Annotated in this window: 14 protein-coding genes; 11 read left to right on the top strand and 3 right to left on the bottom strand. The window is 67.9% G+C overall.

Annotated features, from left to right (window positions below; translation table 11 throughout):
• The first annotated feature begins 28 nt into the window (after positions 1–28).
• A complete protein-coding gene (gene ilvC / locus ACIP5T_RS03900) occupies positions 29–1,057 on the top strand; it encodes a ketol-acid reductoisomerase (RefSeq protein ID WP_400860731.1) in 1,029 nt (342 codons plus the stop codon).
• A gap of 62 nt (positions 1,058–1,119) precedes the next feature.
• On the opposite strand, the gene ACIP5T_RS03895 is transcribed toward ilvC, so the two are convergent.
• Positions 1,120–2,055, bottom strand: a complete 936-nt coding sequence (locus tag ACIP5T_RS03895) for a hypothetical protein (RefSeq protein ID WP_400860729.1) — start codon at positions 2,053–2,055, stop codon at positions 1,120–1,122.
• Positions 2,056–2,131: 76 nt separating this feature from the next.
• On the opposite strand from ACIP5T_RS03895, the gene ACIP5T_RS03890 reads away from it, so the two are divergent.
• The 3 genes from ACIP5T_RS03890 to serA all read left to right on the top strand — a co-directional run bounded on the left by ACIP5T_RS03890 (position 2,132) and on the right by serA (position 4,725).
• Positions 2,132–2,656 carry a hypothetical protein gene (locus tag ACIP5T_RS03890; protein ID WP_400860727.1) on the top strand — a complete coding sequence of 175 codons (525 nt, stop codon included), beginning with the start codon at positions 2,132–2,134 and terminating at the stop codon, positions 2,654–2,656.
• On the top strand, positions 2,653–3,006 hold the full coding sequence (locus tag ACIP5T_RS03885) for a hypothetical protein (RefSeq protein ID WP_400860725.1): 354 nt from the start codon (positions 2,653–2,655) through the stop codon (positions 3,004–3,006). The genes ACIP5T_RS03890 and ACIP5T_RS03885 overlap by 4 nt, the downstream gene beginning before the upstream one ends.
• 114 nt (positions 3,007–3,120) lie before the next feature.
• On the top strand, positions 3,121–4,725 hold the full coding sequence (serA, locus tag ACIP5T_RS03880) for a phosphoglycerate dehydrogenase (protein ID WP_400860723.1): 1,605 nt from the start codon (positions 3,121–3,123) through the stop codon (positions 4,723–4,725).
• A gap of 80 nt (positions 4,726–4,805) precedes the next feature.
• Here the strand turns inward: serA and ACIP5T_RS03875 are convergent, their stop codons facing one another.
• A complete protein-coding gene (locus tag ACIP5T_RS03875; RefSeq protein WP_311243407.1) occupies positions 4,806–5,351 on the bottom strand; it encodes a TetR/AcrR family transcriptional regulator in 546 nt (181 codons plus the stop codon).
• Positions 5,352–5,462: 111 nt separating this feature from the next.
• Here ACIP5T_RS03875 and ACIP5T_RS03870 point away from each other — a divergent pair, with 111 nt between their 5' ends.
• The 6 genes from ACIP5T_RS03870 to ACIP5T_RS03845 all read left to right on the top strand — a co-directional run bounded on the left by ACIP5T_RS03870 (position 5,463) and on the right by ACIP5T_RS03845 (position 12,151).
• A complete protein-coding gene (locus tag ACIP5T_RS03870; RefSeq protein ID WP_400860721.1) occupies positions 5,463–6,998 on the top strand; it encodes an MFS transporter in 1,536 nt (511 codons plus the stop codon).
• A gap of 75 nt (positions 6,999–7,073) precedes the next feature.
• A complete protein-coding gene (locus tag ACIP5T_RS03865) occupies positions 7,074–8,117 on the top strand; it encodes a 3-isopropylmalate dehydrogenase (protein ID WP_400860720.1) in 1,044 nt (347 codons plus the stop codon).
• 60 nt (positions 8,118–8,177) lie between these two features.
• Positions 8,178–9,278 (top strand): branched-chain amino acid aminotransferase, encoded by a 1,101-nt coding sequence (locus tag ACIP5T_RS03860; protein ID WP_400860718.1) that lies wholly within the window; start codon positions 8,178–8,180, stop codon positions 9,276–9,278.
• An 82-nt stretch (positions 9,279–9,360) separates the two neighbouring features.
• Entirely contained in the window at positions 9,361–10,137 is a 777-nt protein-coding gene (locus ACIP5T_RS03855) for a fumarylacetoacetate hydrolase family protein (RefSeq protein ID WP_400860716.1), read from the top strand.
• Entirely contained in the window at positions 10,134–11,390 is a 1,257-nt protein-coding gene (locus tag ACIP5T_RS03850; protein ID WP_400860714.1) for an MFS transporter, read from the top strand. Before ACIP5T_RS03855 ends, ACIP5T_RS03850 begins: the two co-directional genes overlap by 4 nt.
• Complete coding sequence (locus ACIP5T_RS03845) at positions 11,387–12,151, top strand: class I SAM-dependent methyltransferase (RefSeq protein WP_400860713.1); 765 nt, start codon at positions 11,387–11,389, stop codon at positions 12,149–12,151. Before ACIP5T_RS03850 ends, ACIP5T_RS03845 begins: the two co-directional genes overlap by 4 nt.
• 87 nt (positions 12,152–12,238) lie before the next feature.
• Here ACIP5T_RS03845 and ACIP5T_RS03840 read toward each other — a convergent pair whose 3' ends face one another.
• On the bottom strand, positions 12,239–13,483 hold the full coding sequence (locus ACIP5T_RS03840; protein WP_400860711.1) for an acyl-CoA dehydrogenase family protein: 1,245 nt from the start codon (positions 13,481–13,483) through the stop codon (positions 12,239–12,241).
• Positions 13,484–13,657: 174 nt separating this feature from the next.
• On the opposite strand from ACIP5T_RS03840, the gene gltX reads away from it, so the two are divergent.
• The gene (gene gltX, locus ACIP5T_RS03835; RefSeq protein WP_400860709.1) at positions 13,658–15,163 is read left to right on the top strand and encodes a glutamate--tRNA ligase; all 1,506 of its coding nucleotides are present in this window, start codon (positions 13,658–13,660) and stop codon (positions 15,161–15,163) included.
• The last annotated feature ends 160 nt before the right edge of the window (positions 15,164–15,323 follow it).

Raw genomic sequence — 15,323 nt, 5'->3', positions numbered from 1 at the left:
ACACGAACACCAATCAAGGAGAAAACCAGTGAGCACCGAGATCTTCTACGACGCAGACGCCGATCTGTCGATCATCCAGGGCAAGAAGGTCGCCATCGTCGGCTACGGCTCGCAGGGTCACGCGCACGCGCAGAACCTTCGCGACTCGGGTGTCGAGGTCGCGATCGCTCTCAAGGAGGGCTCGAAGTCGGCGCCGAAGGCGGAGGAGGCCGGATTCGCGGTCAAGACCGTCGCGGACGCGACGCAGTGGGCCGACCTCATCATGATCCTGGCGCCGGACCAGCACCAGCGCACGATCTACAGCGAGTCCATCGCCCCGAACCTCGCCGAGGGCAAGACGCTCGCCTTCGCGCACGGCTTCAACATCCGCTTCGGTTACATCGACGCTCCCGAGGGCGTCGACGTCATCCTCGTCGCTCCGAAGGCCCCCGGTCACACCGTCCGTCGCGAGTTCGTCGCCGGTCGCGGCATCCCCGACATCATCGCCGTCGAGCGCGACGCATCGGGCAACGCCTGGGCGACCGCCCTGTCGTACGCGAAGGCCATCGGCGGCACCCGTGCCGGTGTCATCAAGACGACCTTCACCGAAGAGACCGAGACCGATCTGTTCGGCGAGCAGGCCGTGCTGTGCGGTGGCGTCAGCCACCTCGTGCAGGCCGGCTTCGAAACGCTCACCGAGGCGGGCTACCAGCCGCAGATCGCCTACTTCGAGGTGCTCCACGAGCTGAAGCTGATCGTCGACCTCATGTGGGAGGGCGGCATCGCCAAGCAGCGCTGGTCGGTCTCCGACACGGCCGAGTACGGCGACTACGTGTCGGGCCCCCGCGTCGTGACCCCGGAGGTCAAGGAGTCGATGAAGGCGATCCTCGCCGACATCCAGAGCGGCGCGTTCGCGAAGCGGTTCATCGACGACCAGGACAACGGTGGCGAGGAGTTCCTCGCACTGCGGGCCAAGGAGGAGACGCACCCCATCGAGGCCACCGGCAAGGAGCTGCGTTCGCTCTTCGCATGGAAGCAGCAGGACGAGGACTACGTCGACGGCAGCGCTGCGCGCTGATTCGCAGACGCAGAAGGGGCCCGGTGCGAATCGCACCGGGCCCCTTCTACATGTGTGAGAGGTCACTCGGACGGGGCAGCGTCCTCGACCTCGATGGGAGCATCCGCGGCATCGGCCCAGACGGGGGCGGGGAGAGCGGTGTCAGCCGCGCCGGCCTGGATCTCGCGCAGCGCGTCTTCGATCTCGTCGGCGTTCTGAGGCACGGGAAGCCCGCAGGCGTTCAGCTCAGACGCGAACTTCAGCGTGAGGCGGGATTTGCCGGCCTCCACGGCTTCTGCTGTGGTGCCGATGCGCTTCTCGCTGCCCGTCTGGATGTCCGACACGTCTTCGCAGACGTGGTAGACCGCGCCTCCGTCGACCCACACGACCTCGTCTTTGCCGAGGAGCTGGATCACCGCAGACTGATCTGCCGTGTACTTCTCGACGGACGGCGGGTTGAAGTCCACTCCGATCACCGTGGCGAGCAGAGCGAGGACCACGCCGACGATCCCGGCGGTGGTCTTCTGGCCCTTGCTCATGTCCTTGTTAAGGAAGATGAGGATGACCAGGGGCAGGAACGCGACGATCGCGATGATCGCGCCGAGTTGGTTCTGCACGAAGAAGCGCACCGTCTCGGACCTGCGCGCGGGGTCGAGACGGTTCGCCTTCTTCCACAGGATCGAACCGGTGATGGCGAGGGCTGCGATCAACACGAGCAGCACGAGGAGCGTGATGAACGCCCACTGCGGGAACACCACGGTGACGCCGCGGTCTTCAAGCAGACCGGTATCCGGATCACGGACGAGGGCACCGTCCTCGCCGACGTATTCACGCTGGCGGAGCAGCCAGAAGATCGCGACCGCTTCGGACGCGATGGCGATCGCCCACAGCGCGGCCGCTATCCAGCGGAACATCGTGGCCTTGGACTTGGCGGCGGCCGTCGGCTTCCACCCGGCCGCGGGTTCGTCGACGGAGCCGCCAGAGGGGCTCTGGTCGGCGCTCTTGTTCTGCTCGGCCACGATCGTCCTTCCGGAGAGGGCCCCGGTGGCCCAGATGCCCCCGAGCATAGTGGACGACGTGTCCTACGCTGGGGACATGACTTCCGATTCCGACGACGCCCTGAGCTGGGACGGTGACGACGGCGTCGCACCGAAGGCGCCCGCACCCGAGAAGTCCGACACAGAGGCATCCGCGCCCCGTGGTGGCGCCTCCGAAGATGCAGCCCTGCCGGACGGGTGGAACGCCGTCGGCCGGGGGAGCGAGGCCGTCGGGCGCGTCGAGACGGATGGCTCGGTCACGATGCCCGAGGAGCCGGAAGCGACTCACCTCAGCACAGCGATGCTCCTGACACTCGGGGTCGTCGGTGGGGTATACCTGCTCTACAGCATCGGCTGGGTCGTCGGAGGCCTGCGGCTCAAGCCGCTCGCCAATCTGATCGTCGCCGATGCCATGTACGTGCCGTGGTTCGTGCTCGCGGTGGCGGCGCCCGCGCTCTGGTTCCTCGCGGTGTGGGTCCTCACCCGGGCCAAGGCCGCCTGGATCCGCATCGGCCTGCTCCTGCTCGGAGTGGTGCTCCTCGTGCCGTGGCCCTTCGTGACGGTGGGGGTGATCGGATCATGACCGAGCAGCAGTCGGCACAGCCGGCAGCCACCGGATCCCCTCGGTGGCTGAGCGCGGTCGTGCTCGGCATCGCAGGGCTCTTCTACGCCTACGCGGTCTGGAACGCCGTGGCCCACCTGATCTCGATGGCACAGAGCGGACTCACCGGGATCGGCTGGGTGACGCTCCTCTTCGGTGTGGTCTTCCCGGTGATCGTCTTCGTCTTCGCCTATGGGATCGGTCGACGGCGTCGAGCAGGCGAACTCGCGTTGGTGCTGCTGGCCGGCCTCGGCGTGGTGGCGGTGTTCTGGCTCAGTCTGATCGGCTACAGCATCCTCAATCTGTCGGAGCTCGTGACGTCGGTGGTCTGATCCACACCGTCACACGGCACGGAGCAGCAGGAGCGCTCGGGTACAGTTGAGGTGATCGCGCCCCCATGGTGTGCGGCGCATCGGCCCCCTGTCGCGCTGCCCCGAAGGATCCCTGTGCCGAAGCCCGTCGTGCTCATCGCCGAAGTTCTCTCTCCCGCCACGATCGAGGCCCTCGGCCCCGACTTCGACGTCCGCAACGTCGACGGCACCGATCGTGAGGCGCTCTTCGCCTCGCTCGCGGAGGCCGATGCGGTGCTGATCCGCTCGGCGACGCACATCGACGAGGAGGCGCTGACGCACGCGCCGAAGCTCAAGGTCGTCGCCCGAGCAGGCGTCGGACTCGACAACGTCGACATCAAGGCGGCCACCGCGGCCGGCGTCATGGTCGTCAACGCTCCGACGTCGAACATCGTCTCGGCCGCGGAGCTCACTGTCGGACACATCCTCAGCCTCGCCCGCCGGATCCCTGCAGCGCATGCATCGCTTGCGGCCGGTCAGTGGAAGCGCAGCTCGTTCACGGGCGCGGAGCTCTTCGAGAAGACCGTCGGCATCGTGGGGCTCGGCCGCATCGGTGCGCTCGTCGCCGCCCGCCTCGCCGCGTTCGACATGCGCGTCGTCGCGTACGACCCCTACGTCACGTCGGCCCGCGCGCAGCAGCTCGGCGTGCAGCTCCTTTCACTCGACGAGCTCGTGGCTGAGGCGGACTTCCTCACGATCCACATGCCCAAGACGCCCGAGACGACCGGCATGATCGGCGCCGAGCAGTTCAAGGCCATGAAGAAGACCGCCTTCGTGGTGAACGTCGCCCGCGGTGGCCTCATCGACGAAGAGGCACTCCACACGGCCCTCGTCGCCGGTGAGATCGCCGGTGCAGGCCTCGATGTCTTCACCTCCGAGCCGCCCGCCGAGGGGGGAACCGCTCGTCCGCTGCTCGACCTCCCCAACGTCGTCGTGACGCCGCACCTCGGTGCGAGCACCGAGGAGGCGCAGGAGAAGGCTGGCGTCTCGGTCGCGCGTTCCGTGCGTCTCGCGCTCGGAGGCGACCTCGTTCCCGACGCGGTCAACGTCGCCGGTGGCGTCATCGATCCGTATGTCCGCCCCGGTATCTCGCTTGTCGAGAAGCTCGGTCAGATCTTCGCCGCTCTCGCGACCTCGCCTCTCACGAGCCTCGACGTCGAGGTGCACGGCGAGCTGAACGACTTCGACGTCAGTGTCCTGAAGCTCGCGGCGCTCAAGGGCGTCTTCACGAACATCGTCAGCGAGACGGTCTCGTACGTCAACGCTCCGCTGCTCGCCGACCAGCGCGGCATCGCGGTCCGCCTGCTCCAGGACGACGTGAGCGACGAGTACCGCAACGTGATCACCCTGAGCGGCGCGCTCTCGGACGGATCGCAGCTCTCGGTGTCCGGCACCCTCACCGGTCCCAAGCAGGCCGAGAAGCTGGTCGCCATCAACGACCACGCACTCGAGCTGCCGATCGAGAAGCACCACGTCGTGATGCTCTACACCGACCGCCCCGGAATCGTCGCGGTCTACGGGCAGAAGTTCGGTGAGGCGGGCATCAACATCGCGGGCATGCAGATCTCGCGTCTCGGCGCCGGCGACCAGGCCCTCAGCGTGCTCACGCTGGACTCGCCGGTGTCCGACGACCTCCTCGACGACCTGCGCAGCGAGATCGACGCCGACCTGTTCCGTCAGATCGAGATCACCGACATCTGACCAGCGCAGACCCGGATCAGCGGAGCGGGAGGGCAGGCCGAAAGGCCGCCCTCCCGCTTTCTGCGTGTGGGGCCGGGAGGTCAGGGTGCCGTCGCGCGGAGCACGAGAGCGATCAGGTCGGAGAGCTCGTCGCTGCGGGGGACCAATCGCTCCGGTCCGTGCACATCGAGCGAGTTGTTGAAATAGAGCCCGTCGCTCAGCAGCATCACGAGGTCGAGGCTCGCTGCATCCCGCACGTGGGGGCGGATCGTGTCCTCCCACCGGTCCCGGTTCCTGCGCAGCGCGTCGGCTGCCGGAGCCGAGCCGCCCTGGGCGAGTCGCGTCGCAGCGATCAGTACGCGATCCAGCGCATCGTCCTCCATGACGGAGGTGCGCACGTAGTACGCCACCGGCCCCTCTTCTGCCGTCGTCATACGCTCGAGATCCGCCGTCGTGAGCGCGTCGAGGCGTTCGATCAGCCCTGCGGCCAGATCTTCTTTCGATCCGAAGTGGTAGAGCAGCCCACCCTTCGACACGCCGGCGGCCTTGGCTGTCGCGTCGAGGGTGGCTGCGCGCTCACCGTCTTCGATGACGATCGCTTCGAAGGCGTCGAGAACGCGTTCTCGGGCCAGGGGAGGTCGGGGCATCGGGGTCCTCTGTTCGTCTTGCATCACAGTAGCGCGGCAGTGTGACGATTCTGTTACTATACCATCTGGACGGTTTAGTAACGAGGCCGTCGTGATCCTGAGAGGTGTTCCATGACCCGTACTGCGTCGATCCCGACGACAGAGACGGATGCTCCCCGCGTCGGAGCCCGCGGCTGGGCGGCGCTCGTCGTCCTCATGCTGCCGGTTCTCCTGGTGTCGGTGGACAACACGGTGTTGAGCTTCGCGCTCCCTGAGATATCGATCGCACTCGCACCGACAGGTGCCGAGCAGCTGTGGATCATCGACGTGTACCCGCTCGTGCTCGCCGGCCTGCTCGTGACGATGGGAACCCTCGGCGACCGCTTCGGACGTCGTCGGATGCTGCTGATCGGTGCGACCGGTTTCGCCGCAGTCTCGGCTCTCGCCGCCTTCGCGCCGACCGCGGGTCTGCTGATCGCCGCTCGCGCACTTCTCGGCTTCTTCGGGGCGATGCTGATGCCCTCGACGCTGTCGCTCCTGCGTTCGATCTTCCAGAACCGCGACCAGCGTCGCCTGGCCATCGCCGTGTGGGCGTCGGCGTTCTCCGCCGGTTCTGCGCTCGGTCCGATCGTGGGCGGGTTCCTGCTCGAGCACTTCGACTGGGGGTCCGTCTTCCTGATCGCCGTGCCGGTGCTCATCCCGCTCCTCATCGCCGCGCCTCTGCTGGTGCCCGAGAGCCGCGACCCGAACCCGGGGCGCATCGACATCGTCAGCATCGTGCTCTCGATGGCCGCGATGATCCCCGTCGTCTACGCGATCAAGTCGCTCGCCGTCGACGGTCCGAGTCTCACGGCCGCAGCATGGGCACTGCTCGGCGTCGCCATGGGCTATCTCTTCGTGCGACGTCAGACGCGCGCCGAGGTGCCGATGCTCGACATGGCACTGTTCCGCCGCGGCTCGTTCTCCGGAGCGATCCTGGTGAACCTGCTGAGCGTGGTCGCGCTGGTCGGCTTCCTGTACTTCGTCTCGCAACACCTGCAGCTGGTGCTCGGCCTCTCGCCGATGACCGCGGGAGCAGCACTCGTCCCGGGCATGGTCGCGATGATCGTGGCAGGGCTCTCGGTGGTGCCGATCTCGCGTCGGGTGCCCCCGCACATCCTCGTCCCGGCAGGACTCGTCTTCTCGGTGGCGGGCTACCTGCTCGTCGCGTTCACGACGGTCGACTACGGCGTCGCCCCCCTCATCCTCGCGTTCGTCGTGCTCGGGATCGGCATCGGCGGCGCCGAGACGATCTCGAACGAACTGATCCTCTCCAGCGCTCCGGCGGAGAAGGCCGGAGCCGCGAGCGCCGTGTCGGAGACGGCCTACGAACTGGGCGCCGTTCTCGGCACGGCAGTGCTCGGTGGCCTCATCACCGCGTTCTACCGAGGCGCGCTCGTGGTTCCGGATGGCATTCCCGCCGAAGCCGCGCATGCAGCGACCGAGACGCTCGCAGGCGCCTACACGGCCGCGCAGGAGCTTCCGGCACAGCTCGGAGATGCGCTGTGGGACGCGGCATCCGCGGCATTCGGCTCGGGCGTCATGGTGACCTCGCTGATCGGCGCGGGGCTGGTCGTCCTCGCCGGAGTGATCGCGGCCGTCACACTGCGCAAGGCTCCCACGCACTGACCAGTACTCTGGGAGAACCGGCCCGCTCGGCATCCGCCCGAGTGCTGGCCGGTTCATCCCGATGCAAGGAGTGTCATGTCGCGTGTCGTGAAGCTGGCCGTCATCCCCGGTGACGGAATCGGCCCAGAGGTCGTCGCCGAGGCCGAGAAGGTACTCGATGCGGTCACCGCCTCCAGCGATGTGACGTTCGACAAGACCCGCTTCTCGCTCGGTGCGGCCCGGTACCTCGAGACGGGGGACACGCTCACCGACGGCGACCTCCAGTCGATCTCCGAGCACGATGCGATCCTGCTCGGCGCGGTCGGCGGCACGCCGGGCGACCCCCGGCTCAAGGACGCGAACATCGAGCGCGGCCTGCTGCTGAAGCTGCGCTTCACGCTGGACCACTACGTCAACCTGCGTCCGTCCAAGCTGTTCGCGGGTGCTCCCGGACCGCTCGCGAACCCGGGCACGATCGACTTCGTCGTCGTGCGCGAGGGGACCGAGGGGCCGTACGTCGGCAACGGCGGCGCGATCCGCAAGGGCACACCTCACGAGGTCGCCAACGAGACCTCGGTGAACACGGCGTTCGGCGTCGAGCGAGTCGTGCGCTACGCCTTCGACCTCGCCGAGCGGCGCAGCAAGAAGGTCACGCTCGTGCACAAGACCAACGTGCTCGTGCACGCCGGTGCCATCTGGCAGCGAGTCGTGAACGAGGTCGCCGCCGAGCACCCCGATGTGGCTGTCGACTATCTGCACGTCGACGCAGCGACGATCTTCCTGGTGACCGACCCCTCGCGCTTCGACGTGATCGTCACCGACAACCTGTTCGGCGACATCCTCACCGACCTCGCCGGCGCGGTCACCGGAGGCATCGGCCTGGCCGCCTCGGGCAACATCAACCCCGACGGTGCGTTCCCGTCGATGTTCGAGCCGGTGCACGGATCCGCTCCCGACATCGCGGGTCAGCAGAAGGCCGACCCCACCGCGGCCATCCTGTCGGTCGCGCTGCTGCTCGACCACCTCGGATTCGCTACGGAGGCCGCTCGTGTGAGCGTCGCCGTCGAATCCGACATCGCGACCCGCTCGGGTGCGCGCAGCACGGCGGAGATCGGCTCCGCGATCACTGCTCTGCTCTGACCGACAGGCGTAGGCTGAGACGGCGCGAGGATGCGCGCCGCACGAGGAATGGATGACGAGATGACGACCATCGACGCCGAGACCACCGTGGCTCCACTGGAGTTCGCGGTGACCAAGAACCTGACCGCCGCGACGCCGGGACGCGTCGCCGAGGTTCACGAGAACCCCGGCTTCGGCGTGGTCTTCACCGATCACATGGTCGACATCTGCTGGTCCGTCAAGGGCGGATGGCACCGCCCGCGCGTGCAGCCGTACGGTCCGATCCCGCTCGACCCCGCCGCCTCCGTGCTGCACTACGCGCAGGAGATCTTCGAGGGCATCAAGGCTTACCGTCACGCAGACGGTTCGATCCACACCTTCCGCCCCGACCGCAATGCCGCCCGGCTTCAGGCCAGTGCACGTCGACTCGCGCTGCCCGAGCTGCCGACCGAGTACTTCATCCAGTCATTGCGCGAGATCATCGCGGTCGACGGCCGCTGGGTGCCGTCCGGGGCCGACCAGAGCCTCTACCTGCGCCCCTTCATGTTCGCCAAGGAGGCCTTCCTCGGCGTCCGCGCGGCGCAGAAGGTCGCGTACTACGTGATCGCCAGCCCCGCGGGCGCCTACTTCAGCGGCGGCGTGAAGCCCGTGCGCATCTGGCTCTCGGAGGACTACGCCAGAGCGGGCAAGGGCGGCACGGGCAAGGCCAAGACGGGTGGGAACTACGCGTCGAGCCTGCTCGCTCAGAGCGAGGCAGCGTCGAAGGGCTGCGACCAGGTCGTGTTCCTCGATGAAGAGCGCAACGTCGAAGAGCTCGGTGGCATGAACGTCGTGTTCGTCTTCAAGGACGGCCGGGTCGTCACGCCCGAGTCCGACAGCATCCTCGAGGGCATCACCCGGGATTCTCTGCTCCAGCTCGCAGAGGACCGCGGTTACACGGTCGAGAAGCGACCGATCTCGATCGACGAGTGGCGCGAGGGCGTGGCATCCGGCGACATCGTCGAGGTGTTCGCGTGCGGCACCGCCGCGGTCGTGACGCCGATCGGCGCCCTGGTGGGCGACGGATTCGACGAGCCGCAGCCGCTCGGCGAGCTCGCTCTGTCGCTGCGTGAAGAGCTCACCGACATCCAGTACGGCCGCCGGGACGACAAGCACGGCTGGCTCCTGCGCCTCGACGCCTGAGCACGTCGCACTGACGAGGCCCCGCTGTGCGCACGCTGCACAGCGGGGCCTCGTCGTCCGGCACTCTGGCTAGGCTGGTGGGATGAAGATCGCCCGATTCAGCCATGACGACGCCATCCTCTTCGGGATCGTCGACGACACCGACCTGGTCGTCCTCGCGGGCGATCCGCTCTTCGCCGGGTACGAGCCCACGGGAGACCGTGTCCCGATCGCCGATGCGGTGATCCTCGCGCCGGTCATCCCTCGATCCAAGATCGTGTGCGTCGGCAAGAACTATCACGACCATGCCGCCGAGATGGGGGGAGTGGCCCCCGACGAGCCGCTGCTGTTCCTCAAGCCCAACACCGCCGTGATCGGCCCCGGTGACGCCATCGTGCGCCCCTCGATCTCTGAGCAGACCGAATACGAGGGCGAGCTGGCTGTCGTCATCGGACGCGTCGCGAAGAACGTGAAGGCGGCGGACGCTCTCGACCACGTTCTCGGCTACACGATCGCGAACGACGTCACCGCGCGTGACCTCCAGCGCAAGGACGGCCAGTGGGCTCGGGCCAAGGGCTTCGACACGTTCTGCCCTCTCGGCCCGACCATCAGCACGGAGTTCGATCCGTCGGTCGCGACGATCGAGACCCGAGTCAACGGCGAGGTCCGTCAGAAGGCCCCGCTGACCGACATGATCCACTCCGTCGAGGCGATCATCGAGCACGCATCGGCTGCCTTCACACTGCTGCCAGGCGACGTCATCCTGACGGGCACACCGGCCGGTGTGGGCGAGTTCGTCGCCGGCGACACCGTCGAGGTCGAGATCACCGGTCTGGGTATTCTGCGCAACACCGTGCGCGACGCCGTGCGCGCATCATGACCGTGGTCGCCCTGACGGCGGCTCAGCAGACAGCGGTGCAACGGAGAACCGTGCTGGTTCTCTCCACAGGGCAGGTCCTGGGCGGGATCGCCTTCGGGGCGACGGTGTCTCTGGGTGCGCTTCTCGCAGCCGACATCTCCGGCAGCGACGCACTCTCGGGGCTCGCGACGGCGTCCGTCACCCTCGGCGCCGCGCTGTGCGCCATCCCGCTCGCGCGCCTGGCTGCCAAGATGGGCCGACGCCGAGCCCTCACATTGGGAAACCTCTTCGCCCTCGTCGGCATCGCGGTGGTGATCCTCGCGGCGTCGTTGCGGGTGTTCCCGCTGCTGCTCGTCGGCATCCTGATGATCGGCGCCGGCAATGCGGGTAATCTGCAATCGCGGTTCGCCGCGACCGACCTCGCCGCACCGCAGCATCGCGGAAGGGACCTCTCGATCGTGGTCTGGGCGACCACCATCGGCGGTGTCGCTGGGCCGTTGCTGCTGGGGCCGGGGGAGATCGTCGGGGCCGCGATCGGCATGCCGCCACAGACCGGTTCGTACGCCTTCTCGTTCGTCGCTCAGTGCGTCGCGCTCGTCCTGTACCTCGTTGCGCTCCGGCCCGACCCGCTTCTGGCAGCGCAGCGGCTCGCCTCGGCGGCCGCGAAGGCGACGGGCACTGTCGTCGCCGACCGACCTGTGGTCGCGCGCTACGCGATGTTCGCGGTGGCCGGTTCGCACGTGGTGATGGCCTCCGTCATGGCGATGACCCCTGTCCACCTCGCCCATATGGCGCACGGTGCACACGGCATGGCGCCCACCCCGGCCGATGTCTCGGCGCTCGTGGGCATCACGATCGCCCTGCACGTCGGAGGCATGTACGCGCTGTCGCCCGTCTTCGGCATCCTCGCCGACAGATGGGGGCGGCTACGAGTGGTTCTGCTGGGTCAGATCCTTCTCGCCGGGGCGCTCGCCTTCGCCGTCTTCGCGAACGATCGGGAATGGGGCGTGATCGTCGCTCTCATCCTGCTGGGGCTCGGATGGAGCGCGGCGACGGTGGCAGGGGCCGCGCTGCTGACCGAGTCGAGTGCCCCCGAGATCCGCACGCGCAGGCAGGGCCGCAGCGATTCGCTGATGAGTCTCTCGGCCGCAGCAGGCGCTGTGCTCGCGGGTGTGGTGCTCGCGAACTTCCAGTACGCAGGGCTCGGGATCGCGGCATCGGTGATCGTCATCGCCATCGTCGTGCTGTCGCCGCTCGGCCGCTCTCGCGGATGAAGGACTGGGCGGGCACCGGACGCGCATACGCCGACTCCTACGCGTCGCTCTGCGTCGGGACCGCGGAGGCCCTGCTCGGAGCGTTCGGAACCCCTGGGGAGCGGACGCTGCTCGACGTGGGGTCGGGCACAGGAATGCTCACGGCCGCATTCGCCGATGCCGGCTGGGAAGCGACCGGATGCGAGCCTGAGCCGACGATGCGAGACGTGGCGCTGCGCGAGCATCCCGCGATTCCGGTGCGCGACGGAACGCTGCCTGACCTGCCTTTCGAGGACGGCCAGTTCGACGTCGTCGTGGCGAACTTCGTGCTGAACCACGTCGCCGACCCGCGCGCATCGGCCGGTGAGCTGCTCCGTGTCTCCGCCGACCTCGTCGCGGCCACGATCTGGACGAACTCGCCGACGTGGCTCTGGCGAGAGGTGTGCGAGCGTGCGGCACTCATTCCTGCGACGGGGGAGCGACTGCCGCCGGAGAAGGACTTCGAGCGCACCGTCGAGGGCTTCGCGACGATGCTCGACGACGCGGGGTGGGTGCGCCCGCAGGTGAGGGAGATCACCTGGACGTGGTCGGTGAAGTCGACAGCGCTGTGGGCGTCCGCCGAGGGAGGCGTCGGGGGAGCCGGGCAGTTCTATCGAGCACTCGACGACACCGGTCGGCGGTCGTTCCGCGCGGCCTTCGACTCCGTGTGCGACGAGCGCTCAATCGCCGGCCGCCTTCCGCTGGCCCATTCTGCTGCGGTCGCCGTCGCGTCGCGGCGCTGAGTCCGGGCGCGGTCGGAGTGCTCCGCGATCCCTCGGCGCCGAGACCGCCTGCGCGGGAGCGGCGCCGAGGGTGCGGCAGCGCGGAGCTCAGGTGTACCAGGTCGGCTCGGGCACCTCATTGCGGAGCACGTAGTCGCCGACCTCCCGCTTCTTGTACGCGATCGGGTCGTGCAGGCTGTGCGTGCGCAGGTTGCGCCAGAAGATGTCGAGGCCGACCGAGTTGGCGGACGCGCGTGCACCGGTGAGCTCGTAGATCTTCGTGGCCACCTCCAGGCCGTCGTCGATGATGCGCAACTTCCCCGCCGCGATGCGCACGGCGATCTCGCCCCGTCTGCGTGCAGTGAGCTCTTCGCGCGGGGCGTGCAGCACCGCGCTGATCTCGGAGCCCACCGCATCCAGCAGTGCTTCGTCCGCCCACAGCTTCGAGGCCAGCTCGCCGTAGCCTTCGAGCAGATACCACTCGTCCGTCGCATGCTGCTTGTCGTCGCCGCCATACGGCCAAGGGCGGGTGGTGGATCGGGTGTAGGCGGATGCCGTCTCGAGCGCACCCTGTGCGATGCCGAGGTAGAAGTTCGCGAACACGAGCTGGATGGTCGGCACGTTCAGGGTGTTGTAGGTCAGAGGCTGGAACACCCGATCGACGAAGCCGGCCGCCGCGGACCAGGGGACGCGGACGTCCCGGATCTCGACCGAGCCCGATTCGGTGAGTCGCTGGCCCAGGTTGTCCCAGTCGTTCGCGAAGACGATTCCCTCCTGCGCCGTGGGGACGATCGCGAAGATGTGCGTCTCCGTGCCTTCGAGGACGCCTTCGAGAACGGTCAGATCTGAGATCTGTCCACCTGTCGAGAAGGACTTCCTGCCGGAGAACACCAGGTCGTCGCCGTCCTCGCGGACCACGAGGTCGGAGTCTCGGGGGTTGACGGCGCCGCCGAAGACGAGGTCGTTCGCGGTGTACAGCTCCTCGACCGCGGCGATCTGCTCTTCCGTTCCCACGAGACGGGCGGCCCACGCCCACAGGTAGTGGTAGCCGAGGACCTGTCCGAGCGAGCCGTCGCCGCGGGCCACCGCCCTGATCACCCGGTACGCGGTGTCCCAGCTCTCGCCGGCACCGCCGTGGTCGCGAGGGCCCAGCAGCGTGACGAGACCCGAGTCCTTGAGCAGCTGGACTTCGGCCCGGGGCGTCGCGTTCGCCCGGTCCCTCTCGACGGCATCCACCGCGAGGATGTCGGCCACCTCCTCGGCGCGGTCGATCCATTCGAGGCTCGTCTGAGGTCGTGGTGCGCCCCTCCAGCGATCGCTGAGGCCTGTCGTCACTGCATCCGTGATTGTCACGTCGTCACCCTTCCGGTTGGTCGATGCGGCAACGATAGGAGCGCGACGGGGCCGAGTGCGGGTTGTTACCCAGGGTGAGGGACTGTTACCCACGGTGACCACTCGTCACCGGGCCGCGATGGCGGGCGGATCGGAGCGGTCGAGACGGCACCCGGCAACTAGAATCAATGGGATATGGCTACCCCGCACCCCCTCACCACGACCGCCAGCGGAGCCGACGTACGCGTCCGCTTCTGCCCTTCGCCGACCGGACTGCCGCATGTCGGCATGGTCCGCACAGCCCTTTTCAACTGGGCGTACGCCCGCCACAACGGCGGGAAGATGGTGTTCCGCATCGAGGACACCGACGCTGCCCGCGACAGCGAGGAGAGCTTCCGACAGCTCGTCGACGCCCTGACCTGGCTCAAGATCGACTGGGACGAGGGCGTCGAGGTCGGCGGCCCGCACGCTCCCTACCGTCAGTCCGAGCGCCACGACATCTATCGTGGCGTGATCGACAAGCTCCTCGCTTCCGGTGCCCTGTACGAGAGCTTCTCCACCGCGGAGGAGATCGACGCTCGCAACGAGGCCGCCGGCCGCGCCAAGCAGCTCGGGTACGACAACCACGACCGGGACCTCACGGCGGAGCAGAAGGACGCGTTCCGCGCCGAGGGGCGTCAGCCCGCGCTCCGTCTGCGAGTGCCGGACGAGGACCTCACCTACGTCGACCTGATCCGTGGCGAGGTCACCTTCCCCGCAGGATCCTTCCCGGACTTCGTGGTGGTGCGTCCGAACGGCATCCCGCTGTACACCTTCGTGAACCCGGTCGACGACGCGCTGATGGGCATCACCCACGTCCTGCGCGGTGAAGACCTGATGCCGTCGACGGCTCGCCAGCTCGCGCTCTATGCGGCGCTGATCGAGGCAGAGGTCACCACGTTCGTGCCCCGCTTCGCCCACATGCCCCTGGTGCTGGGGGAGACCGGAAACAAGAAGCTGTCGAAGCGCGACCCGCAGGCTGATCTGTTCCTGCACCGGGATCGCGGCTTCATCCACGAGGGGCTGCTGAACTACCTCGCGCTCCTCGGCTGGTCGATCGGCCACGACCGTGATGTGTTCACACTCGACGAGTTCACCGAGGCGTTCGACATCGTCGACGTGAATCCGAACCCGGCACGCTTCGATCAGAAGAAGGCCGAGTCGATCAACGGCGACCACATCCGCAATCTCGACGAGAAGGACTTCGCCGAGAGGACGATCCCGTACCTCGCTGCCGCGGGCCTCTTCGATGAGCCCACGCACGAGCAGCTCGTGCGCGCTTTCCGCGTCGCGCCGCTCGTGCAGGAGCGCGTGCAGCTGCTCGGCGACGTGCCTGGCATGGTCGGGTTCCTCTTCACCGACGATGTCTCATACGACGCCGACGCGCTCAAGGGGCTGCCCGCGAACGCCGGTGAGGTCCTCGATGCCTGCGTCGTCGCGCTCGAGCCGGTCACCGAGTTCACGCCCGAGAAGATCCAGGAGGCGCTCGCCGAGGCGCTCGTCGAGAAGCTCGAGCTCAAGCCTCGCATCGCCTACGGCCCTCCCCGAGTCGCGATCACCGGCCGTCGGATCTCGCCCCCGCTGTTCGAGTCCATGGAGCTCCTGGGCAAGGACGAGTCGCTGCGGCGCCTCCGGTCGCTGTCGGAGTTCCTCGCGAACTGACGATGCCGTCGGGCGGGGGAGCATCGGCTCGGTGCTCTCCTGCCCGTCGTGATCGTCGAGTGCCTGCAGCGACCGGCGGGCGACGCGCCCGGACGGATCGAGGCGTTTTGGCATTCGGGCCACGGCTCGGGTAAGCTTGACTCTCGGTGCGAGACTCCGG

This window comes from Microbacterium sp. NPDC088619 (assembly GCF_044752825.1).
GTDB lineage: Bacteria > Actinomycetota > Actinomycetes > Actinomycetales > Microbacteriaceae > Microbacterium.
Note: the sequence above shows the minus strand (reverse complement) of the source record. Positions and strands in the feature narration are given on the sequence as shown.